At 44.4% G+C, this 23,721-nt stretch carries 19 protein-coding genes; 3 read left to right on the top strand and 16 right to left on the bottom strand.

Annotation, left to right across the window (positions count from 1 at the left end):
• Nucleotides 1-91: 91 nt before the first annotated feature.
• Both OEY64_12130 and OEY64_12125 read left to right on the top strand, forming a co-directional pair.
• Complete coding sequence (locus OEY64_12130; protein ID MDH5543700.1) at nt 92-403, top strand: hypothetical protein; 312 nt, start codon at nt 92-94, stop codon at nt 401-403.
• A gap of 125 nt (nt 404-528) precedes the next feature.
• Nucleotides 529-1,455, top strand: a complete 927-nt coding sequence (locus OEY64_12125) for a zincin-like metallopeptidase domain-containing protein (protein ID MDH5543699.1) — start codon at nt 529-531, stop codon at nt 1,453-1,455.
• 262 nt (nt 1,456-1,717) lie between these two features.
• On the opposite strand, the gene OEY64_12120 is transcribed toward OEY64_12125, so the two are convergent.
• The 3 genes from OEY64_12120 to OEY64_12110 form a co-directional block, all read right to left on the bottom strand.
• Nucleotides 1,718-2,314 carry a hypothetical protein gene (locus OEY64_12120; GenBank protein ID MDH5543698.1) on the bottom strand — a complete coding sequence of 199 codons (597 nt, stop codon included), beginning with the start codon at nt 2,312-2,314 and terminating at the stop codon, nt 1,718-1,720.
• A 581-nt stretch (nt 2,315-2,895) separates the two neighbouring features.
• On the bottom strand, nt 2,896-4,401 hold the full coding sequence (locus tag OEY64_12115) for a hypothetical protein (GenBank protein MDH5543697.1): 1,506 nt from the start codon (nt 4,399-4,401) through the stop codon (nt 2,896-2,898).
• Nucleotides 4,402-4,641: 240 nt separating this feature from the next.
• Nucleotides 4,642-5,058 (bottom strand): type II toxin-antitoxin system HicB family antitoxin, encoded by a 417-nt coding sequence (locus OEY64_12110; protein MDH5543696.1) that lies wholly within the window; start codon nt 5,056-5,058, stop codon nt 4,642-4,644.
• A 139-nt stretch (nt 5,059-5,197) separates the two neighbouring features.
• Between OEY64_12110 and OEY64_12105 the strand changes: the two genes are divergently transcribed.
• Nucleotides 5,198-5,593: a hypothetical protein gene (locus OEY64_12105; GenBank protein ID MDH5543695.1), complete on the top strand. Its 396-nt coding sequence runs from the start codon at nt 5,198-5,200 to the stop codon at nt 5,591-5,593.
• 1 nt (nt 5,594) lies between these two features.
• Here OEY64_12105 and OEY64_12100 read toward each other — a convergent pair whose 3' ends face one another.
• The 13 genes from OEY64_12100 to OEY64_12040 all read right to left on the bottom strand — a co-directional run.
• On the bottom strand, nt 5,595-8,816 hold the full coding sequence (locus tag OEY64_12100) for a conjugal transfer protein TraG N-terminal domain-containing protein (protein ID MDH5543694.1): 3,222 nt from the start codon (nt 8,814-8,816) through the stop codon (nt 5,595-5,597).
• Nucleotides 8,817-8,818: 2 nt separating this feature from the next.
• Nucleotides 8,819-10,246 (bottom strand): conjugal transfer protein TraH, encoded by a 1,428-nt coding sequence (locus OEY64_12095; GenBank protein ID MDH5543693.1) that lies wholly within the window; start codon nt 10,244-10,246, stop codon nt 8,819-8,821.
• A 4-nt stretch (nt 10,247-10,250) separates the two neighbouring features.
• A complete protein-coding gene (locus tag OEY64_12090; protein MDH5543692.1) occupies nt 10,251-11,135 on the bottom strand; it encodes a conjugal transfer protein TraF in 885 nt (294 codons plus the stop codon).
• Between the two features lie 7 nt (nt 11,136-11,142).
• A complete protein-coding gene (locus OEY64_12085) occupies nt 11,143-11,646 on the bottom strand; it encodes a S26 family signal peptidase (protein ID MDH5543691.1) in 504 nt (167 codons plus the stop codon).
• Nucleotides 11,643-12,017, bottom strand: a complete 375-nt coding sequence (locus OEY64_12080; protein ID MDH5543690.1) for a hypothetical protein — start codon at nt 12,015-12,017, stop codon at nt 11,643-11,645. Before OEY64_12080 ends, OEY64_12085 begins: the two co-directional genes overlap by 4 nt.
• Nucleotides 12,010-12,744, bottom strand: a complete 735-nt coding sequence (locus OEY64_12075) for a type-F conjugative transfer system pilin assembly protein TrbC (protein MDH5543689.1) — start codon at nt 12,742-12,744, stop codon at nt 12,010-12,012. The genes OEY64_12080 and OEY64_12075 overlap by 8 nt, the downstream gene beginning before the upstream one ends.
• 31 nt (nt 12,745-12,775) lie before the next feature.
• Nucleotides 12,776-13,768 (bottom strand): TraU family protein, encoded by a 993-nt coding sequence (locus OEY64_12070; protein MDH5543688.1) that lies wholly within the window; start codon nt 13,766-13,768, stop codon nt 12,776-12,778.
• Nucleotides 13,769-14,398, bottom strand: coding sequence for a hypothetical protein (locus OEY64_12065; protein MDH5543687.1), 630 nt, complete (start codon nt 14,396-14,398; stop codon nt 13,769-13,771).
• Nucleotides 14,399-18,130, bottom strand: a complete 3,732-nt coding sequence (traN, locus tag OEY64_12060) for a conjugal transfer protein TraN (GenBank protein ID MDH5543686.1) — start codon at nt 18,128-18,130, stop codon at nt 14,399-14,401.
• A gap of 44 nt (nt 18,131-18,174) precedes the next feature.
• On the bottom strand, nt 18,175-20,034 hold the full coding sequence (locus tag OEY64_12055) for a hypothetical protein (protein MDH5543685.1): 1,860 nt from the start codon (nt 20,032-20,034) through the stop codon (nt 18,175-18,177).
• Nucleotides 20,035-20,053: 19 nt separating this feature from the next.
• Entirely contained in the window at nt 20,054-22,543 is a 2,490-nt protein-coding gene (locus OEY64_12050) for a TraC family protein (protein MDH5543684.1), read from the bottom strand.
• Nucleotides 22,544-22,549: 6 nt separating this feature from the next.
• Nucleotides 22,550-23,074 (bottom strand): TraV family lipoprotein, encoded by a 525-nt coding sequence (locus OEY64_12045; GenBank protein MDH5543683.1) that lies wholly within the window; start codon nt 23,072-23,074, stop codon nt 22,550-22,552.
• A 5-nt stretch (nt 23,075-23,079) separates the two neighbouring features.
• The coding region (locus OEY64_12040; GenBank protein ID MDH5543682.1) for a TraB/VirB10 family protein at nt 23,080-23,721 on the bottom strand (642 nt) is incomplete at its 5' end.

The following is a 23,721-nucleotide window of genomic DNA, read 5'->3' as shown; positions in this document are numbered from 1 at the left end:
ATTTTCAGCCCGATAGGGTCAACTTGTACGGCCCTTAGCGGGGATATCTCTCATTTGAGGGCCGTACGCTTTCAAGGGAGATACGAATACCATGTTTCCATTACTGTTTTTAAAAATAAAACCGATGTTTACCTTGGGTCGTCTGATCATGACCAGGGGAATAAACGATAGACTTTGTGATGACTCCGAATTTTCCAGATTTGTAGTCGCTTCTCTCAACAGGCATTCGCAGTGTGATTGGGGGGAAATGTCCATAGAGGACAAGGCTGCAAATGACGTTGCTTTCAAAGATGCAGAAGGCAGGATCTTCTCCGCCTTCACAGCTTCGGATAATACGAAAATCTGGATAATCACCGAAGATGATCGTTCCGCAACAACGGTTTTATTTCCATCTGAATACTAGATAACTTAATAACACTACTTCAATAACACCCCTGAACAAGGGGCTATGCGAAAACAAGATCGCACGGTCCCTAAAGGGGAAATCCTTTTCAGGTGGCCGTGCGCTTCATTTCAAAGGAGCGAAAAATGCCAAACGTTTATGAAATCGTAACCGACAAAATTATCAACGCCCTCGAAAACGGAGTCATCCCATGGCGCAAGCCGTGGAGATCCGGGGGACCGAAGAATCTGATATCGAAAAAACCTTACAGAGGTATTAACGTCCTGCTTCTCGGTCTTGGAATGGACTTAAGAGGCTTTGCCTCACCCTGGTTTGCAACCTTCAGGCAGATAAGCCAGTTGGGCGGAACTGTTAAAAAGGGGGAGAAAGGGACATGCGTAGTTTTCTGGAAGGCGCTCGATCGTGACGATGTAGATGAAACCGGTGACTCTGTGGAGTCAGATGAGAAGTCTGGGAAACAGACGCCGTATGTTTTACGCTACTACAAGGTTTTCAATATCGATCAGACCGAAGGGATTCCGCCTGAAAAAATTCCGCAGGAGGAGATTCTCGAATTCAATCCTGTAGAAGAGGCAGAAAAGATAGTCCGGGATTATGAAGATTCTCCTTTGATTCTTTTCGAAGGTAACAGAGCGTCTTATAACCGGATACTTGACCTGGTACGTATGCCAGCGAAAAAGAGTTTCGAAGGGGTGGAAGAATATTACTCTACCCTCTTCCATGAACTGGTGCACAGTACCGGGCATGAGAAACGTCTTGCGAGACTGGCAAATACCAAGGCAAACTTCGGAAGCGAAGAATATTCGTGCGAAGAACTGGTTGCAGAAATGGGCTCCGCGTTCCTCTGCTCATCAGCTGGAATAGAAAATTCCTCTGTTTTGCAGAACTCAGCGGCCTATATTGCAAACTGGCTCAAGGCTTTAAAGGATGACAGACGTCTTTTGTTGCGTGCATCATCGCAAGCACAGAAAGCGGCCAATTACATCCTTGGAGAGATTGAGAAAGAAGCTTCAAAGAGTGACGAAAAAGCAGTCGTCGATGCTATCGGATAAAAGAATCAAAACTATCAATCACGATGCAATGAAAACCAAGTAAACCAATTAATGATCCGGCCTACTGGCCGGATCATATTTTTGTTAACTCTTATCGTGCAATTTGAATAGATCAAATTCATTAATCTTAAAATATTAGGCGATTTATTGTGCTAGAATATCTGTCTCAATATGTTTGTGCTTTGTTCATCTTTCGCAAATCGTAGAATAATTGCTCATTAAAAAATGTTAATTAACAACCAAAGAAGGTCTCTTGTTCTGCCTAAAAATATTCTTTTTTCGGGATTATCAGTATTTCTAATTTCCTTTCCAGAATATTCTTTTTAGTCAACATTCGTAGTACATCAGGTCTATTATTGTATAAATATGCAATAGGATCGGGAATTTCTGGCTTTGGTGCATTTTCCCAGAGTTCTCTCGGATACCCTAATATCTCTGTAATGTAAATACTCATCATTATCTCTTCGAGTATATAACGTTCTTCCCATACTAAAGTTTCTTTATTTCCGTTCCATCGGAAATTGTTTAAATTCAGCAAAATGAATTTATTAATTATATCCCTGAAATTATTATCGTTATTCACAAACTGGTGCAAGTTTTTCAAAAGCTTCTTACACTCTTTTTGGCCTGCGATATCAATCCACCTTACTATGCTAATTTGCTCTGATTCAGGAAATTTCCTGTGAATATTTGTCAACATATTATGCAAATTTTCTGCTTGCATATACGCTTTTTTATAGGCTTGTTCAATTGTAGAACAACTACCATTTAAAATTAAATTGTAGGCATGCAGATCATCACAAATCATTATCACACCTGCCTCGGCAGGCAGAAGATAATTTGTGAATATATATTTCATATTTTCTTTTTTTCTGTAAAATGTATTTGAATAAAGACAAAAAGGAATGAATATCGGCTGTAACTTGCTAGACATTATTGGACTTTGGTATTACTTCCGCCAAATCGGCACTATATCAAATAAAATCAACAATGGACTTGATGCCCTATAATTTCCATGGAGGTCAATCAATATATCAGGTATTTTCGAGTATATTTTCAAAAACACATACCCAACTTGTAACACAAAGGCAAACACAACCATAACAACTGCTAACATCCTAGTATCGAAATCAACTATAAATATATCCCTCGCTAGCAATAATATTATTGCAAACAAATACAGCAGAGCTGGTATATATGCAACTATTCGGAGCCTGCGACTCCAAACAAGTGCACAAATCAAAAGGTTATTGCAGCAAAATCGGCTATTCAATTGTACACAAAGTAGATCTTGGACACTTATGCGCTCACTCAGGCCGTTTATCTCAACCGAAAAAATATCATCGTATTGTGACCGCCCTTTCCAGAACGCTTGGATAAAAACCAGCAATGAATGAATAACTATTATTGGAGCAAAATATATAAACAAATTTTCTAAATTCATATTCTTGGCTCCTTCCACTCAGAATATTTGCATGTTAACAGCAAAAGCAAAAAGCAAAGTGATGCAAAAAGAGCTCCAAATGGGCTATTTAGCTGAACTAGTTCAATAAGATTTAATCTATTACCTACAACTGAAATCACTATCGCGATCAAGAGTCCACCCCAAATTGAGACAAAAGCGGCTATTCTCGAGGATTTTTTACACACAATTTCATCAGGGGCAAGCACAGCAAAAATAATACTTGGGGTGCATATTATTAAAAAGCTAAAAATTGTAAAAAGCCAAGATATGAGATTGAATTTTAATAGACGAAATACTATAAAATATAAACCAATAGCAATAACTAACAAAAAAGCTGTGCAAATCAAGACATGACCATGTTTCCATGAATTGCCAGTATTTATTTTCCTGAAGTCCTGAAAAAGACTTTGCAGAAGAGGTATAAGCGAACTATCCGCAGTGCTTAGCATTGCAGCGAGACAAGCTGCAAAAAACATGGGAAAAATAATATAAGCCGCATAAAAAGAATTACTGGTATGCAGAGCATTAAAAATGCCTTGCAATGAGACTTCTGCATTCGGAAAAACACAGCGAAAGAAGAATATGCCAATGAATACGAACATTCCTGTTAAAGCGCCTGTCAGCCAAGCCCCATTCATTACTCCCCTCCTAACTTCTTCAGATGAGGAGGAGGCAGCCGCTAATTGCCATGTTCTCAAGAGTGAAGGCACCAAAAGCAAATTTACAACTAGAATATTAAATAATAGTGGATAGGGTATCAATATACCTTCATTAATGCTAATTGGTTTCATGATGAAATAATTGAGACTTGGAAATCTATCGGTAGCTACAGATTCCCAAACGAGCCATGCCAGAAATATTGTTACTGAAAATATCATAAGTCCAAACTGTAGGCGATCCGTTTTGACAACCGCAAATAAGCCACCTAGGCCAGTGTACGCAAATACTACAAAGGCAATAAACAATAAAGCCAAATCAACATATTGTTCCTTTAAGTAAATTGAAAATATAGTGACACCAACAAATAACTCAATCAGCAAAATACTCATCATACCTAGGAATGTTACGAACATAATAGAATATTTGATTACCTTACTTCTATAGCGTAATTCAATATAGCTACCAAGAGTCGTTCCCATAGAAGGATTTTCATCAAATGTATTTTTATTAAAAAAGCCTTGTCTTTCCAAAGCAGGTAAAAATAATTTACTATATAAAAAACAACCAAGTAAATATGTTAATGGGGCATAAAGAATATATAAGCCATGAGAAATTCCTAATATTACAAAAAAGAAAAGCACGGTGGCTAATGATGTTGAAGCAGCAGCAAAAGATCGAGAGTATTCTTTATTTTGGAGGTTACGACCATAAAGAAAATACATATCGGCGCCATTAATGGCACGGTAACTAGAAATCCCTTGAATCAGAAAAAACAGGACAACAATTATTGCAACCAATGCATTTAAAATTAATGGATCCACTGCCTAGCCCTCCTATTCCAACTCTTCATTCCCCTTCTTCCTGCAGATAGCCTCCGAAATGGCATGTTAGAATTAATACATCACAATTCGCCAAAAGAAATTTAACAGACTCGCGACCCCTGCTTTTTTATCAACAATTATAATTAATCAGAAATTTATCATATTAATAAACTGATTAACAGTTTAATATAATTACATTTCCCAAAAATGCTTTTAACTATTGTGACATGTTGCCAATAATTATGTCTTAATTTCAATAATTAACTTTTTCCCCATTGCTGCGGCGGCCTTCTCCAACGACCTTAAACTTGGGGAGTGGGTCGGATCCTCGAGCTTTTGGGCCGATGGCCACGAAGTATCAAGAGCCCTGGCTATCTGGGCGATCGACTGGGATCCCCGGGCGAACCTTAAAAGGATAGCGGCCTGAACCCTGGCAGCGGGGGCAACCAGGTGTTTCCCCTTCTCTCCTGGATGAGGAATATCCATACCCTTTTTCACAAGCTTTTCCAGAGCGAAAGTGAGGGCTCTGGAAGCGTTTTCGAGGGCTTCCCCAGTAGTTTTACCCCCTTCCGTATGAATATCAGGGAAATCGGGTAAAAAGGCAGTAAACTGCCCGTTTTTGCCTTTATTTACTTCCGCAGGATATACAACCTTCATTGGCCGTTTCTTTCAGATCTTTCCATGCGTACAATATATCTTATTTCCTATATGTTTTACAATATATCTTTTTATTGACACCCGGTTTTACTTCTGCTATAAAATATGCATAATGAAAAGTATTAAAAGGAATGATGAGATGAAAGACAAGCCGAAAAGACCGTACTACAGGGCACTGCAGAAAGACGCCCTTCCCGCTGGATACTGTATACGCCGTGACGGCGAGCCAAAGGGAGGTCTGCTGGCAGGCTTGATGCGTCTTTTCAAGGCTTTGGTTTTCGCTCTGACTGTCTACATCTCTGTTGGCTTGGCTATTATTGCCGTTGACGGGAACAAAACTTGGGAATGGCTGGTGTTTCCAATAGTTGCGATTGGGATGATTACCGTTTTTATTGGCTTTTTTAAAATCCTCGGGTTTTTCGGTAAGCCCCTTCCACCTCATTTAAGAAGAGCGGGTAATAACAGTGTAGCGGATGATGATTGGCGTTACAGTGTAGCTGAATACCAAATGGATGTTTCTAGAGATCGTCGTTAACTTAACTATTCCTGTTCCGATTCATCCCTTCAACATTATCCGGTCCGCTACTTCCTCCATCTTTATTTTTTGGTTCCATGGAACCATCCAAAAGCTTGTTCATCTCTTCGTTCTTCCCCTGTTCTTCCAAAAGGTCCGATATTTTCTTCCCAACCCTGTCGATGACACGATTTTCATCGGGAGATCCCCTTCTGCCAGATCCCGTATCGACGTTCTGAACGTTTGTTTCATGCATTCCGGAAATTGTGTTGGCTGTCTGCCTATTAATCTCCTCCAATCTATCTCGCCTAGATTGCTGGGATGATAACGATGCCGAAACAGGGATGTTTGCTGTTCCAGATTTATTGTCGGTTCCGATAATTTCCGCATAGCTCTCAGGAATCCCGGTTTGTGCTACATCGGAATCACCCTTATTCATAATGCCGGAAAGCTTGTCCCCTGCTGATCCAATCATATTCCTCATTTCCTGAAAAGGCTGACCAAGAGCTTTTGCTCCATATAATTCAGTTGCCGGTTCGTTCAAATTCTGCAACTTGGAATTCATAAAGGATGAAAATTCCTTCGCGACATGACCGTCGACCTCGTTACCTTTAAGGCCACTTTGGAAGCCTTCCTCGTAGCTTCCGGACAACTTCTTGTACATCTCAGCCGCCACAAGATTCCGGCGTTCGTCTTCTGCACTGGCCACATCAACTCCTGCTTCAGCATTTCCCTTTATGCTCGCACCTGTAACTTTGTTTGCAATAAAACCTGGTAATGACTCTTTACTGTCAACGCCAATACCTCCAGTCAGTTTCGCGGTAGATCTTACAGAATCGAATCCTTTAATATCCATCAATGAACTGTACTCATTCGCTCCCTGCTTAGAAAGATTCCATAAAGCGGCATTCCTTTCTTCAGTATTCAACCCTGAAAAACCTGAAAGTATCTTCGCCATTGATTTTTCATCCGACATGGTCTGCAATGCATTGCCTACATGGATACCAGTATCGAATTTTTTGCCTGAAATATCCTGATCCTGAGTATTGACGCTGCTGTATGCCTCTTTCTTCCCGGTATCGAGATGTGAAGTCTGCGTGCCATGCGAAGCTTTCAGGTTTGAGAACTGCATCCTGCCGTCTTCCCCTTTGTAGAAATCACCATCAAGCGAAATCCCTTCACTACCGGTTGGCTTCATACCTCTCAATGTTTCGGCGGCATTTGAATGGCCTTGCGAATCGAGATACTTTGCAAAACCTTCCTGCTCTTCCGCATTTTTGAGTCTTCCGTTGAAATGCCCCATGACATTTCCATCCTTCATGTAGCTTTCGGATACCTGCCCCTGTGTTGCAAGAAGCATATTGCCGTCCCGGTCCTTGAACTCAACATTGTCAATAGAATTAACGCTGGCACCCTTCTGCAGATTTGCTTCATCCTGAACAGATCTTCCATGGTTTTCCGCAGCTTTATTCAGTGTGTTTACATCTGCCTGTCCCCTGTGAAACGGAACAGCTCCCCCCATGTAGGCTTTACCCGAGTCAGAGCCTCCGGCTCCCCATTTGCCCATAGTTTCATTGGCGTTCATGATGCTCCCCTTCGCGCTCATTGAACCCATTTCCTGCGTATCGTAAACAGACATTTTATCCAGATTGGCGAAAGCGTCCATGCTCTGCCCGTACGACCGCGCCGAAGACTGATTATCGAATGAATGCTCCGTCGAGGTACGGATATCCCCAATTGAATTTCTGGCCCCTGTCGTCATCGAGGCAAGGCCGTCTGCAGTGGCCGTTTTTTTCTGCGCATCAGCCCCTTGGGAAGCAACAGATCCAGAAAGACCGCTTGCCATACTTGAAAAGGAGTATCCTCCGGCCACAAACATCCCTGTTATACCCATGGCTAATAGAGGTATCAGGCTCTGAGCCTTGTACCAAGCAGCGAGAGTTTTCGAAGCTGAATCTTCCATGAAAAGGAAGGCATCGAATCCGAGCTTGTTTGCGCTTACAGACTGAAAAACACGAATGCCGTGATCGACCATCGATGTTGAAATAATCGCGTCGACCAGGCCCCATACCGCCGGGAAAAGAAAAAGAAAAATTATGGCGCTAAGCACCTTTCTGAAGGCGATTGTCGGCAGGAAAAGCATTAGGAACGGCGTTAAGGATATTCCGATAGAAGTTATCACGGACCTCATTATCGGAAGCCACTCCTGAGCCATCTGCCCTTCACCCATGTAGGTCTGACCTGAATTGTAGTTCCCTATCCTTACCGTGTTCCCATCCATCGCGGCATCTTCCAGCCTCTGGGCAATTGCCGCCTGGCGTATAAGGGTATCGAAATTCGCAGCCGGTTCTATTGCTGTTGAAACGAACTTTGTAGCGATCGCACTGCACCTGGTCATGTCCACAGGGTCGTTCGCGTCGAATCCCGCCGTGACACATGCCCTCTGCTTCGCCTTGGAAAAATTGGCCGTATTGCTTAAATCGGCATTTATATTTGTCCATGCCTCCTGACATGTGATGGAGGTTCCCCCTTTGTATGTCGAACTGTAATAAGTCACCGGGGCTCCAGGATTGGCTGCCTTTGCAAATTCTGTCCTGAAATCGCTTGTCCCGGTCTTGATCACGTTTATATCGAGAGTCGTATCAGGCAACGCAAGTTCGAGCCATACACAATCATTGATGTAGTTCTTAAGGCTGTAGTCGAGAAGGGTATCGTTTGCCGTCATACGTCCCCCGCCGATTGCCTGTAATATCTTAAAACCTGTTTTCCCTGGGTATTGGTCGTAGGGGATCGGATCGGCAGCGGTTACTGCCATCTTGATCATGGCCACTTCGAGCTTATTGAATATTCCGGCAATCAAAGTAATGATGTCTGGCACTCCTCCGACGATTATGTCCTGATTTGAAATTTCATCCCTTACGGTAATGGTCCCTTTCGGTATGACCAGGCCGGAGAAGAGCATGACGCCTACCAGTACAGGTACTGCCCATGAGGCAAAGCCTCCCTTCCCCTGCCCGCTTAAAAACTGCTCGATGTATGCTGCAGAAGATCCTATCACCATGACCATAAGGCATGCCCCGGCAGCAAGGCCAACATATGAAACATCAGAGAAGATAAGTGCGGCACGCTGGAAGGCTTTATGTATATCGTATCCGCCATATGTTATGTATTCGATATCATAGGCATCTGCTGTTTCGGGAATAGCCAGTACCAGCGCGATTGCCAAAATTAAAATCGATTTCATTGCTACCTCATCACTCTGGCGGCCTGTCCTGCTCCAAGAACATCGGAGAGATCCTTTCTGGCATCTTTTTGCAGAGTCATATACCTGGCAGAAAGGTCCATAAGCGCTTTTGGTCTTTCGGCCGCAATGGCGTATTCCTTTTGTAATTCAACCCGCATGGCGGCTACCTCTTTGAAAAGGATATTCATCTTTCCTATCGATTCTTCCATTGAACCGAGTCTGCAACCCGGTTCGAAAGATCCAGTTGCCCCCCCTATTCTTCCGGCAAGCCGCATGAGTTCCTGTCCCTTATCTGTCAGATCTACCATCATGTTGTATGCGTAGGCTATCGCGACAAGTTCCGCCAGGCTGTCCGCCGCTGCCGCTTTCTGTTGGGTCAAAATCCCCATCCGAAGAGTCGGTATTATCGGTAGCGGTATCGCCCCCATAAAATCAACGTCGGTCGAGATCTGGGCTGAACGGTTTTCAATTTTATCCGCCGCCCTTACAAGAACTGTATTTGCGTAGGCAATAAGATCTTTGTTTGTGTCCGGTATGACCACACAGGAAGATCCGTCAGCTGGTCTTGCCTTGGCATTCCCTTTAAGTAAATTGCTTACGGATCCCTTTTTATTCTCAGGACAACCCTCAATGACAATCGCTTTATAGACCGAATTGCCGCCGCCCACATCGGCAGTTGTAATCAATATATCCCCCATGAATCCGCGCATCATGTTCACATATGACGCTGAAAGACCTTTCTTGTCGGCCAAGTGCTGTAATACAGATCCTTGAGTCGCGAAAATATCTTTTATATCCTGGGGACACGAGGCCGACATAACGTCGTCGCCAAGCGTTGGCTGGTTGTCGTTATCTTTAATCCCGTCTTTAATTTGATCGGTGTTTGCGTTGTATCCGCCTGTCATCCTCTCTGCCAGTTCCCCTACTGAGTGGCTCTTGCTTGAGTCAGGCAGATCTTTCATGTAAGCGACCAGCTCCTTGGATGCAGTGCAATCGTCTATCATCAGCCCGTTTATCTTGTTGGCCATATCCTCAAGCTTCGTTATGGTTTTTTCGCATTGAGGGCAAAGTGAATCAAGCGCCATCGCAAACGCGACCGATGTACTGGAAGAAAGGATCGATTCCAGTTTTGACTGAAGGTATTTCGGATCATTGAGAAACGAAACGCCTCCTATGTATGCATTGATACCGCCACAACCAAATTCCAGTTTTGGTGGCGTTACGGTAACAGGCGAATCCGAACCGCTGTACCAGCGTGCGTTGAAACTTCCGCCAGTCAGATATCCCCTGTTGCTACCTTTATAGTACCCCCCAGAGGTACTTGTCTTTTGGGTAAGCCAATCATCCATCCAGCCGCCTGCTATAGCAGTACCGGATAGAATCGCTACAAACAGCAGCACGACTACAATCAGACAACCTTTTGTTTTCATACTTTCACTCCCCTTCTGCTTTAACTCTTGCCGGAAAAGAGATTGGTTCCGACATATCAAATGCTCCCCCCTTTTGAAAATCATATGTATCAAGATTTTCAAGAGGGGCTTCCTTCCTTAAGTAACGAATGGCCCTGTACAACCTGTCCTCGAACTCGGTCAACGGTATAACCCCTGCCGTAACCGGCATGGATTCTCCACTCTTCCGATAAACGGTTATGACATAGGGGACCGAATCAGCGCTGAACATATCGGCCATAGATTTCTGGTTTTTCGTGTCTACATACTTTACCTCCCAGCCGTATTTCGCTAAAAAGAGCTGGAGGCTTTTATTCATTGCGTCGCAGTAAGGGCAATCATCCCTGTAAAAGTAAAGGAGTCCAAAACTATCCTTTGCGTCTATCAATCTTGATTCCACCTCACTTTTCTGCTGGGACTGAAATGCGACGCGCCCCGTATTCGATGACGGATAATCATTCTGCGCGTCCAGTGAAGGGTTGATCTGCGTAACCATCGTCATTGCGGTCGCTGCCGCCCTGGCTTTTTTTCTCGCAACCTCTTTTACGATCTGGTACTCGGTTGCATTATCAAGCGTCGGTGACTGCACCATTTTTTTGTGAAATGATTCGAGCAATGGTCTGAATTCATCCGGGTGCATTGAGATAAGGGATTCGTATGTATAGTCGGAGAGTTTCGGAATGAAGATCTCATCTTTTTGCTTCTCCCCTTTTTTGGAAAGGTTTTCAGGATCTTCTTCATCCTTTGTCGGCGGCTCGTATCTGTACCAGAACCAACCGTTTTTTTCTTCACTCGACTTTTCACCTGCTATCGCATAGTTAAACGTGATCATTAAAAGGATAATCACTACGATCCATTTATTTAAGGCCATGTTTATTTCAGATGATCGGAATTCCGACTGCTCCTATGTTGTCCCTTTTTATAAACCCCAGATATCTGCTGTCGAAACTGTCTTTATGCTCTCCCATAACAAAGATTTCCCCTTCAGGTATAATTCCGTTGAAGATAAAATCCTTCAGAAGAACGCCTTTCAAGGAATATCTTTTTGCCCTGCCGAGATATCGACCGTTGCAACTGTAGTTTTGATCCGAAACTTCAAGAAGATCTCCGGCATTGCAGGCAACACGTTTTATCGCCGAAAACTCTTTTCCATCATCTATATATTTTGATGAAAGAGATCTGATCCAGACGTAGTCGCCTCTATGTATCTTGTCCTCCTTTTTCAACCGAACAAGAAAATATATCCTGTGCGATAAAGAAGCCGATGTGGTGACTGCAAAATTTTCAGGAATACGGCTCCCGATGTATACAAAAGGAATTAGCAGAAGTACTAACCATACAGATTTCTTTTTTGATTCGAGAACTCTTTCCTTATTCGTCACGGTTCGATCACCTTCGAGTTTTTGAGGACCGTATCGCCCAGAATTACGACGTAATTATCGGGGACACTATCCCTTGCCTTTACAACACGGCTTTTTAACTCCGCAAAATGGCTCGTGTAGCTTTTTTCGAACTCTTCAATTTTAACTTTCCCGTTTCCAAGGTCATCGCTGAACTGCTTCACAAAATCAGCCTCTTCCTTTTCCACAAACCCTGTTACATCAAGAGATGCAATTTTCACGGAGAAATACCTGTCATAAACAGAGACCACGATAAGAGACGAAATAAGCGAGATAACGAAATAGTTGAGGTAATCTACCAGGGAGTTTTTTATAGAATTCGCCTTTACCGCTTCATTCTTATCGCTACTCATGCGATTCCCCTTCCTTTAATACTTCTGCCTCTCCTCTCAATACCTTTATCGAAAAATCGAGAGTAGAAGAGTTGGCTTCCTTCCCCATCAGCTCCAGACTTCCAACCAATGAGATATCTCCGTATACGACGTATGAAGAAATCCCCGAATCATAGACAATCGCCGGAACCCGGTTTATTTTGAACTTTTCATAAAGTAGCGGATCTATGAGTACCTCAACAGGCTCCTGTTCACATTGAATCGATTTGAAGTCGCAACTTTTTTTCTTCAGTCTTATACGCTGAATGAAATCGATTGTCGGCTTGAAGTTCTTCATCCCGCCGACGAACCCCCTCATTACTAAGAAAGATTTTTCATGCGGAAGTTTTGCAATATCTTTTGCGTACACGCGAAGCGTATCTTCCGGGACCGATTCGGAAATAAATATATAGACCCGCTCATTATTTGTAAAATGAGTTGTTCTCTTCTTTTCAATTGACTGTTTATCTGCTTTTCCCGTGGCAGTACTGCTATCAGGATTGAATTTCTTTTTAAGCCTCTCCTTTTCTTTATCAATCGAATCGAAAAGCTTATCTGAATTAAATGTTTCCTTGAACTCCTTGCCATGATCCGTTTGTACCGGCAGATGAATATTCTTCTCTGCCTCAATTGCCCTTTGTATGGCCATATTGACCTTATCAATGCCGTTTACATTTCCATCCGCAGCAACAATGAAAGGAGCGGTCACTAAAACCGCACACAAAATAATTCCATTCTTTTTAAAACGCACAGCAGGCCCTCTTTCTCCAGAGTGTCCATACGTTGTTATCTCCTGAAAGAACTGAAAGGTTCTTTCCCCATCCCCAGATAAGATCGCTCCTGCCGATGACCGTCAAACCGCTTTTTCTTGGCCTGGAAAGATTCAACCTGTAATAGGACTTGTTCCATATAGGTGCTGGGATCGGAAAGCAGACATTTGAAGCGGCGTCATAGGCAAGGCCCATGCGGCCCATCTTGTAGACCATCCTTCCTGCGATTGCCGCGCCTGACTGTATAGGATCGGAAGCCATGACATGGCCCGATAGTGGATAGGCGTTACCCCATGACCCCATGCACCAGAACAGAAATGGAATCGACAATCCAGCATTTGAAGCGACGCTGTCGGCGATACATGCAATACTCGCAACCGGATTGGCAAACAGAAGCGCTTCAGGATTTAAAAAAAATGCCAGCAGATCGTTTTGCCAAAGCGGATCAACCTCCGTTATGTATGCGACATCAAGGCCGGTAGAAGATTCAACACACATCGAATCTGTCATCATCCCCATAAGTCCCCAGACCGGATAGATAAAGTAATGGGCCTGCAAGGTTGTGCTTTCTCCAGTGTTTCCCATAGTGGCCATCTCGCTCGATCCTGTGAGCGTTCCGGGGACAGGATTTGGCAGACCAAGCCCTACGGTCGGAAAACAGAATGGCTCTTTTACAGTTTCAATCATTCTTATCGGCTCCCAGAATGCTGTAGTAATACCCGGTCGCATAACCATCATAGGATCAGGGCAGATGCAGACAGCCGCAGAAGCCGCATCCGGGGAATCTGGAAAGTCGGATGATGATACAACTACCCCTCCGATTTTTATCGGGAATATCCCTTCCCATGCGATATCATCTATAGGGTTCAGAAACCCGGAAGGACACATAGCTTCGGCTTCAACTGTTATTGCAAGAACAAGCGCAACAACAACTTTGACAATTACCTTTTTCTTTTTTCCCATCTATTTTCTTTTCTTTTTAATTTCGATTTCGGTTACCTGCATCAATATCCCGTCCTGTTCGACTACAGACGGAACCGCTTTAAGCCCAAGTTTGGCGGCCACTTCTGGGAATGCGTAAAAAAGTGGCCGACCCAGTTCCTTGCCAAGGTCATAATATGATCCGCCTGAGAGGAGGAGAGTTACTGAACTGTTTTTCAGATATCCTGATTTTTTAAGCCAATCAACCTGCTCAGGATCGTCGCCGTCGATAACTACAATTTTGCCCGGGAAATCGAGGAAGTTAAAAGGGTTGAATGAATAACCCGAAGGATATATTACCGTCCCTTTATCATCGACTATATCTGGTCCGTTCCAGGTATATGTAATATCAATATGACGTTTGGAATCTTTCTCCGCTCTTGGCAAGTACTCCATACCTTTGGGACGAAAGTTTTTTATCTTTTCAGCTGTTTTCTTTTTATCGTAAAACTTCTCCCAGTCTATTGAAGCAGCGGCCCGCTTCATCTCCACCATCGCGTCTTCTTCCTTAATAGGATATGTTTTTCCGTAGGTTCCCAAATCCTGCGTAGCCGCTATTGAATGCAACGGCGTGATAACAAAAGTTAAAAATATCAAAATTGTTTTTTTCATTTACTTCAACCTGTTGTAGTAATCGTTTACCTTGTTTTCCATACTGTTTTTTGAATCAGCAGGGGCACTTGAAGGAGGCATGATGCTGTTTATCCACTCCGAATAGTCGACCCTTGAAAAATCGATTGACTGAAATTGAAGAGGCGTAAAACCTCTACAGTTAGGCGATTCGAAATTACCCCACATCCCGTCGACCCCTTTAGCAAAAGCGTCAACCTGTGTACGGCCTTGCTCATGGGTAATCCTTGCCATTATTCCGTTGAAGCAGCAGTAGACGTCCTGTTGCTGGACGCACCCGACGCCGTTCCAGCTTTCGGCGCAGGTGCGCCCTATCTTGTGGCACTTACCCGCGTTAACGTCGATGTTGGTTTCGACTTCCGCAGGCGTACACCCCAATTTTGAATAGTCGGTATTGTTGCAGCAATTCGTGTAGTTCGTCTGGATCCCGGAGGTCCTGCAGAGTTCAGGTTTTCCGCTGAACAGCAGGAACTCTCCCAGGCATTGCCCCGATGAATCTATCGGCGCGTCATCTCTGAAGTAAGTCATATCTACTGTTGTAGGAGTGACGTTGGCACTGTTCCCGATATCTACACAGCTATTCGGAGAACATGAGTAGTCGCTTAGTGTCGGGTTTGAAAGCGTCGTGATGCAGGCATTTGGAGACTCGCACTGGCAACATTTATCGGAAGCGTTATCGTATGACCCGGAAGAACATAGAGGTGGTTTCTGACATAGATCAGCGGTAGCGTTGAACGCATAGGCCGAAGGACACAAGGAATCGCCAGTGATTTTACATTTATCAGCAGAAGCGGAATAAATTCCTTTGTCACAGGCAGGAGCCTTTTCACAAACACGGTCAGGCGATTCGGTATAACCTGCAGGACATGAAAATGTAGCGGTCGCTTCACATGTATATATCTCCCTCGGCACAAGAGCGCCTGGTGCAGGACAGTTAAGCGACGCCTCACAATAACCAGACCCCGAGTTATAAACAGTACCGGAAGGGCAAGCGGCAGCCGCGTTTACTTCGCACCTGTCCCTTACCGTGTTGTACAGCAATCCTGGCAAACATTGCGGATCAGCGTCACACCTGTCCGAAACGGTGTTGAGCGTCAAGCCATTTGAGCAGGTAGATGATACTTCACACTTGTCCCTTGTAGAATTATATGAGGTTCCAGCCATGCATTCCGGTATTGCATTGAGTTGACACCGATTCGAAGAAACATTGACAGTCCCGCTTTGCGTACAAGTTCCGTTACTGACGCAAGTATTTTGATTCTGAAGCGTGCCTGATGGGCATGTTGCAGTAGACCTGCACTCCCCTGCGCTCGGATTCCATGATCCCCCAAACGGACAAGCTGGAGCCTTGGCACAATAATAATAGGTATAGTCGTTGTACCACTTGGTTACCCTGTAATAACTTTTCAAGGTATATCCTGAAGGACACGTAGAAATACTAGCACTAAAAGAGTATCCCCTTACACATGAGTAAATGGGATATGGACCAGTTAAATCGCTACTGGATACTTTTGGCCTAGTCGTCACATATGAATCTCCAGTGGCGCATAAGGGATTTGGGGCGGGGGCTGTACAATAGGCGCCGTTCGCGATTGACGTATAACCTGCTCCGCCGCATTGGATTGAACCTGAACATTGGTTTGCTGATGCGTCCCATGAACCGTAATTGCAGTCAATCGACTTTTCGCATTTGCCGCTTATCAAACTATAACCAGACGCGCAGATCGATGTACTGGCCGCCTGGCATACATTCGATGAAACATTGTAGCTTGTATTTGCCAGACAGAATGGAGCTTCTTCACACTTGTCCCTGGATGTTTGAAGTCCTCCAACGCTACACGTAGACGGTTCAAAACATTTGCCGTTAACGCTGTCGTATGATTTACCAGGATCACATACCTTTGATGATCTGCATTTCCCTGACAGATCATCCCATGAAGTATTTGCAGGACAGGCAATGGTAGCCTCACAACGCCAGGTTGAATTGTTGAAGGCATAACCTGTCGGACATTTAATAGATAAATTATTTTCGCACCTGTTCTTTGTCGGGTTATATGTTCCCCCCGAACAAACTGGATCTGCAACGCAGGCGTCTTCTGTCGCATCGTATGACATGCCGACAGGGCATAGTTTTGATGTTGTAATCTCGCACTTATCGCTTGATGTATTCAAACTGCCGCTATCGGAGCATGTCGGAGCGGTACCTGATGTGCAGTCGCAGTTAAAACCGGTAGGACAAACAGGCTTTTCCGGGCATGTCCCTATTTTCGTGCATGATTTGGGAGAGCCTGTACAGGCTTGAGGGGGTGTTACCCCTCCAAGATTTTCAACCGAGATCTCGCCTGCGTATCCATCAAGATTTGAGAATTTGAGTATGTTTGGTAATGCTTCCACCTTGGTCAAAAGACCATAATCAATAACACACGCATTACCATTACATGTCGCGTTTACCATCATTTTTGAATCTGATATTTTCATATCAATTCTCCCAAAACTACAAAGCAGAGGATACGGACAAACAGCCCCTCTGAACTTCAAGCCTGGCAAAGTGATGGTTGCGGCAAGCGTCATCTGCATTCGACTTTCTCTGGTTCCTGCAATTTGAACAAAGACAATCTTCCATTTGTAGATTTCAATTGTGCTACCTGCAATGTTGTTAATCTGCGCGAGGGGTAACGAGCTGTTAAATAGTTCCGGGTCAATAATATTTATCGATGGAGCGCCAAAGGCTTTTGCGGAATCGCTCAGAACTAACGTGCCGACCTGAGTTGCGCCGGAGTCAACAGAATTATCCCAGCCTTCGACATAGTTTGGTTGGGTAAACGGCCTCCCCTGATTTAAATCAATCAATCTCCATGTCTTGGTGGCAAGATTACCGTAAACAAGAAGGTCGCCTGAAGGGCTCAGATCCAGTTTTGTTAAATAATATCCTTCAGTTTTCGTAGAAACATCCACGATCAGAGGGGTCGGATCCGCAACAATGGTATGGGCATTTGCAGATCCCGGTTGAAAAGCAGGTGTAAAAGGATATTCATCATACCGGCATGAGTATTCGGTTAACGGAATATCAACGTTGTAGTAGTAGGAAAAAGTATCAGTAGTTGAACCGGGAGCATCGTCTTGGCCAATAAGGATAGACTGATTAAAACTGGTTATACATTTGGGCTGATAATCATTCCAATTATAAAAATAGAAACATAAATTGAGGTTTATATCGGAATGTTCGACAGGGTCTGTCGTAAAAGCTGTATCCCAGAGATCTACCGTACCAATACTATGCCAACCATCTCCAACACCGCCATCACCGGAACAGTTATGATGCGCCGTCCCATTTGGGCTGGTATCGAGATACTGTATTGTAAAGGAAGCATCCGACGTGTTAGGTCTGTAAGCCCTTGCATAAATATATTTGTCATAGCAGGCGCTGAAAGAACTTTTACCTGTGCGAGAAAGGCCGCTTGGCCGGACTTCGCACGCGCTTGTTTCAATACACCCCGTATCGCACTTGGCTTTATCGCTATATACCTTGTTATCAAGACTGCATGTAAAGTTGCGAAGCGAACAGTTCGCAGATCCAAGGGGGCATAAATAATCCGCCCCGCCGCCGAACTTCGTTCCGGCGTCGCATGTTCCGGTCTGGTCCATAGCGCCGTCACCGTTTAAGTCAACCGCGCATCTAAAATCAACGGCAGATTCTGCTATAGGTAGAAACATTGAAAGTGAACACATAATAATGAATATTTTTAATCGCACTCTCATCACTTCTTCACCCCTGAAGAACAGATCATGTCTTTTGCAGCTGTATTGATCATCTCCATCCCCTTGGCCGCTTCGACAAAATCCGATAGACATCCGCAATTCTCGACAATCGTTTCATCAGGCTCCAACAGAGGACATACATTATTCACGCATGGTCTGTACCTGAATTCGGATTTAGGGAAACTGCTGTTCGCCTGGGATACGTTCGCCCCTCCTCCGGCATTGGCGTCAACGCTTGGGACCTTCGTCTTACAGGTAATCTCACAAGCGCCGGGATCCTGATCAGGGAATATTATCTTGTCGTTTACCGCCGTCCATGTACCTGAGCTCTCTTTTCTGACATCCGTATAGGTAATCTCTCCTGCCCCCTGGGCAACCGTTTCATAAATCGATTTTGCCCTCGTTGTTCCGGCTGAAACATCAATATCCAGAGTTGTCTCAGGACATAGATAGGTTCTCTCCTTTTTCCACCACTCCTTGCAGACGTGATAGATGTTTCCGATTGAAGATGTAAAATCGTTGCAACTCGAACCTACTGGATAAAGCCCGGTCGGCTGAAAACTTGAATAGGTTGCGATACCGTCTATCTTTTCATCCTTAAGCGTACAATTGGCTTCAGCAGTCTGGCATGTGTTCCTTAAATATTCGCTTTCAACATCGACCTTGTAATCCAGATCCCAGTTGAAAGAGTAGTTGACCGCTCTGGTCGATGCTACAGATGGACACTGAATTAACGCCCCACCAGCTGAACCGGAAGAGGCGCTTTTGCATCCGGTTGAAGTACATTCGGGAGACGAGCCGCATATGTTCAATCCGGTAACGAATGCCCCGGCTTCCAGCGTCCCCGGATAATCGAGAACTGTCGGCATTGCAGATCCGCAATCCCCGCTCTTTACCGATGAGGCAAACCCGGTGACTGAATACGCCCCACCTGAAACTGAAAGTGACATGTTCATGTTATATGGAACGCACATCGTTCCCGAACCTGATCCTGTAAGCGATTTCTGATTTGTAGTTACATCATGAACCCATTCAACGACGCATGGGAATAAGCTGTTTGTTGTATTTTTATTAGGAGTCGAATTATCAAGCCTGCTGTAATAACTGCCGGAATCAGTCGCTTGCGTTGCTACCGCTGAGTTTGTGCCGCTTTCAAGAGCGCTTTTAGAATTATATTGAGTGAAAGATTTTGCGCTCGTATTCCCGCCACTGCAATTGCCAGTGTAATTCGCGTAATAGGTAATCTCTGTGCCATCAACAACGGCATTGGCAATAGTAAATCCCGAATTGGATTGCATGATCGCCCCGCTTGCCCCGCCGCCAAGAGCTTTCAATACTTCCGTGGCAAATACGTTCCATGTCGGCTTGGCGCATGAAGAGTTCAAACAGGAACAGCCCCCTAGTTCTGTCATACCTGCAGGTGCGAAAGAGAGTTTTGAATTTGCATCGGCCTGCCACTTGTAATAACTGCATCCTGACCATGTCCCTTCCGTGCATGAAACAACCCCGTTGGCACATATACCGGATACTATGACCGGCGATGTAAATACAAAGTCGTAATTGCCGTCCAGGTCTGTATCCTGGCTGACTATCAAAGGAGATAGATCCCCTTTGGCTCCGATACCAAAATATATGTCAAGGAATTTAGACGTGCTCGGACACATCAACTGACCATTGAAGGTTGTAGAACCGTCCATCGTGGACATTGATGCGTTGGAAGAGGTCGCAGGCGTAGAAAACCTGTCGGTTATCCCGGAAGTGGAACCGACAAATCCCTTGACCATATCGCCAAGTTTGCCAGCTGAAGCTTTCGCCGCATCAAGATCCGCTTGAGATGCGGCAAATAAGACCGCAGGCAATATCAGAAGTAGAATGCAACTACTTGCGATACTTCTCAACCATATACATGATCGCTTCTTCATAGCTCATCCCTTCCTTAACCTTTGCCTCTATTTCGGCTATTTCTGATCCTTTTGAAGTGAACGCATAATAAGTGAACATATCGACCAGCAACCGCCCTACCCCTTTGCCTGATGGCGTATCGAAAAATATTTCGGAATACTTTGGCGGATTGCTCTTGACGCTATTCAATAGATCAATGATGAAATCATCGTAGTGAATGATGTTTTCCTTCTTTGCCTTAACGAAGTCGGTCGATTCAAGGTAAAATTTGAAAGCGGAATTCCCATATATCACTTCGCCAACGTTTCCGAACTTCTTCAAGTCTAGAACCGACTGAGTGATAATAGAAAATGATCCACCGTATTTTCTCGCTCTTCGATACCCGGTTTCTATTGCCAGAGAGATAATCCCAGACTCCCTTAGAAACTGATGCGCTTCATCAAATATTATGAAGATAGGAGTTCCCCGATCGGAGAGATATAGGTTCTGGGTTACGAGATTTACAACCTGTAGCGTGATGACGCTGAAAAGAGCCGGGTTCTGTGCAAGGTGCTCAAGTTCAAGGACCACAAAATCATCTTTTGAAATATCAAGGCTTGAGTCCCTGTTAAAGAACCGGCCATACGGTCCTTCGGATGTGAATTTCTGTAGATTAAAAGCAAGCTCACGCGCATTGGCAATCGTTTCAGGAGTAATCACTTCGGCATCAACATAATCCTTTGCGTTGAGCAGAATTTCATGCACAGCGTCAATATTCATCTTCCAGCCTTTCGCCGCCGCGTTTTTATATACATACGTCACCGTGCGCTCCAGAATTGTTTTTTCAGTTGCTGTAGGAGATGCAGTGATATCGCCCGAATAACACATCTGGGCGATTATTGTGGCAACCATCGGAATATCGAATTCAGGATCGGTTATATTTGAAAAGGGATTTACGCATACATCCGATTCCGGCGAGAAGTGAAGATATTTCGCGTCAAACATCGAGGTAGTCTTTTTATAAGACCCACCGATATCTATTATTCGTATCTTCGCTCCGGCGCCGTAATAAGCGGAAACGATGTAATTCACAAGGAACGATTTTCCGCCGCCCGACGATGCGCAGATAAACATGTTGTGGTTATTGGCACCTGGTGCAAACACATCTACAAATGCGATCTGTCCCTTTCGGCCAACAACCATCAGAGCAGGACTGGAACTGCCTGAAAAATCCCCTTGTATAGGCAGAATGGAGGTAACCGTATCGGCTGGGACAATGAAATCCCTGTCGATATTGTCTACATTATCCCCTTTGTTGATAAGACCAAACGGAAGCGATGATAGAAGAAGGAGCCTTAATATCCCTCTGTCATCCTGCATGACATAACCGGCGCTTTCCCACATCCGCTTTGCCCTGGAAACGGTTTCGGATACTCTGTTCTTATCCTTACCGTAGATCCATAAGGTAGGTATTACCCTTACGAACTGTTCACCCCCTTCAAGCTTATCGGTCGCCCATAAATACTCCTCCTGTTTCCTGCGAAGCGTAATTCCAAAACTACCGACCGCCTTTTGCTGTAAAACAAGATTGCACTTCGTATGCAGACCAGCTTTCATGTTTTCAAATACGATGTTCAATGAATAGATGAAAGGAAGCTTGATTTGGTCATTATCCGAAATCAGTCCCCAGACCCCTCCGAAAAGCTGATTCGTCTGGAACAGATCGACATCCTTTGGAAATACCTTCGGCGTAATACAGCGAAAATGACGGCTGCCTATCCGCAATGAATCTGAATAATCCTCAACTTCCGTTTCAGCAAATATTATCTGTTTCCTGATCGGGTAGAGAGGATCGTACCTCGAATTGTTTTGCGAAGGGATATCGTTCAATATTCTTCTTGCCCAGTCCACAAGCCGCTTCCCTGTTACTTTGTCAGGGCCAAGATTTGCGCCAGCAAGGCATTCATAGACGGCATTTACTATCTCTCCCATCACGCTTTTGCTCAACCCTTTGCTGTCTGGGATCTTCAAGTAAACAAACAGCCTGAAATTTCGCGACGGTATTCCGCCAAGCATCTTAAATCCAGCTACTGAAGATCTGAAAAATTCTCCAAGATTTTCTCCTATTCCTTTAACAAGATCGTTATTGCGTTTATTTTTGTTTTCCTTAAATGATTGGATCAGCGGATCAATGTTATCGTCAGCATGAAGAATGAACTGCAATACAGATCCTTCAGGTATCCCGGCTCGGAATATCCCTTTCAGGATGTTCACTGTCTGATCACCGGCAAATGCAAGCGGACTGCATTCCCAGCCGACGCCTATGGATCCGTCCACATTGAGAAAACAGCTTTCGTCATCGTTGTAATAAATCCATGGGAGTGAATCGGACAATTTTGTTCGTTCAGATAAATCTATGAGGTCGCTGAATTTCAACCCGCCATCGCTTCCTAAAATAATTTTCTCTAAAACAGATTTAATGCTCATCCGTATTTACTCATCCTTAATGTTTGGATACCCGTCCAGGATCCAGTACGGCTTTTCGAGAATGAAAAACACGTATCTGTACATGAAAAGCATCTCCCCTTCAGTTTCGTCATCCTTATAAGGAAGAAGAAGTACCCTGACAGTATTCGGAACTCTCACAACCGGGGTTACAGGCTCTTTGATCAAGGCTGACATCTCCGAATAGAGCGCGTCCTGATACATTTCACTTGGCTCCAGTAGCTCAAGGCTATTCTCCTTTTCAGAATTCTCTTTCAACTTTTTCACCGGTTTCTCAAATTCATAGAGTTGCATTCCGTTAGAATCAAGAAATGATTCGTCCTGTGTTGGCTTTGATACTTGTTTGCTTTTCAGTTTTGGTTTCTCAATCTTCTTGCCGTTAATACTCTCCTCATACGCCTCGTTTATCGAGACGCACTTGCCGTTATGTGTCTTTGGGCAGGTGAAATCCCCTTCGTAAGGATTCATAACTGAAGCGCAGGCAGAGGCAAACAGCGCAGTAGATACAAACAAAATTCTTAATCGCATTCGTTTTCACCGATACATTTGATTTTCAGGTTGATCCCTTCAGTCACCACGATGGTGACGTCTTTTGTAGCCCCTACCTCGATTACAGGCATTGAGTCCCGCGCGAGTTCGAGATAGAAATCCTGCAAACGTTCGGCTCCTTGGGAAATCCCCTTACCGGCCCCCGCCTGGCCGATCATTTTTGGATCAAGCACCTGTGTTGAACCGAAGGGATTCAATGACGTCGTCTGAGAGGCCTGACTGATCGCCTCTCCTGCTCCGCCGAAAAATCCTGCAACCATTGAGGCCGCTATTGTTGTCCCCATTTTCGATACTACACGCCCGGCAAGCCCTATCTTGCCGTCGACATCAGTAACAAAACCTTTTATTGACTGATCGATAATGGCGTTGCCGTCATATCTGAGACACGAAAGTGTGACCAGCCTAAGGTAAGCTCTTTCTGCTGATAGTTTTCCTATTCCGTTTGCAATGACAAAACATCCTTTTAGATCTTTCTTGAACCGGTTCGGTAGAACCGCAAGGTCCTTTATACGCAGCAGTGATGGCATCGGTTCACCTTTTGCTCCTTCTCCTGTTGGAGCGTCCATCCCAGAGAGAAGTGTTGCCTGCATGAAACTTGGCGGAAGATAGAT

This window comes from Nitrospinota bacterium (assembly GCA_029881495.1).
Classification (GTDB): Bacteria; Nitrospinota_A; UBA7883; order JACRGQ01; family JACRGQ01; genus JAOUMJ01.
Note: the sequence above shows the minus strand (reverse complement) of the source record. Positions and strands in the feature narration are given on the sequence as shown.

Coding starts and splice junctions, on each gene's coding strand:
- OEY64_12130 (MDH5543700.1), top strand. CDS start 92: ATGTTTCCATTACTGTTTTTAAAAATAAAACCGATGTTTACCTTGGGT.
- OEY64_12125 (MDH5543699.1), top strand. CDS start 529: ATGCCAAACGTTTATGAAATCGTAACCGACAAAATTATCAACGCCCTC.
- OEY64_12120 (MDH5543698.1), bottom strand. CDS start 2,314: ATGAAATATATATTCACAAATTATCTTCTGCCTGCCGAGGCAGGTGTG.
- OEY64_12110 (MDH5543696.1), bottom strand. CDS start 5,058: ATGAAGGTTGTATATCCTGCGGAAGTAAATAAAGGCAAAAACGGGCAG.
- OEY64_12105 (MDH5543695.1), top strand. CDS start 5,198: ATGAAAGACAAGCCGAAAAGACCGTACTACAGGGCACTGCAGAAAGAC.
- OEY64_12100 (MDH5543694.1), bottom strand. CDS start 8,816: ATGAAATCGATTTTAATTTTGGCAATCGCGCTGGTACTGGCTATTCCC.
- OEY64_12095 (MDH5543693.1), bottom strand. CDS start 10,246: ATGAAAACAAAAGGTTGTCTGATTGTAGTCGTGCTGCTGTTTGTAGCG.
- OEY64_12090 (MDH5543692.1), bottom strand. CDS start 11,135: ATGGCCTTAAATAAATGGATCGTAGTGATTATCCTTTTAATGATCACG.
- OEY64_12080 (MDH5543690.1), bottom strand. CDS start 12,017: ATGAGTAGCGATAAGAATGAAGCGGTAAAGGCGAATTCTATAAAAAAC.
- OEY64_12070 (MDH5543688.1), bottom strand. CDS start 13,768: ATGGGAAAAAAGAAAAAGGTAATTGTCAAAGTTGTTGTTGCGCTTGTT.
- OEY64_12065 (MDH5543687.1), bottom strand. CDS start 14,398: ATGAAAAAAACAATTTTGATATTTTTAACTTTTGTTATCACGCCGTTG.
- traN (MDH5543686.1), bottom strand. CDS start 18,130: ATGTTTCTACCTATAGCAGAATCTGCCGTTGATTTTAGATGCGCGGTT.
- OEY64_12050 (MDH5543684.1), bottom strand. CDS start 22,543: ATGAGCATTAAATCTGTTTTAGAGAAAATTATTTTAGGAAGCGATGGC.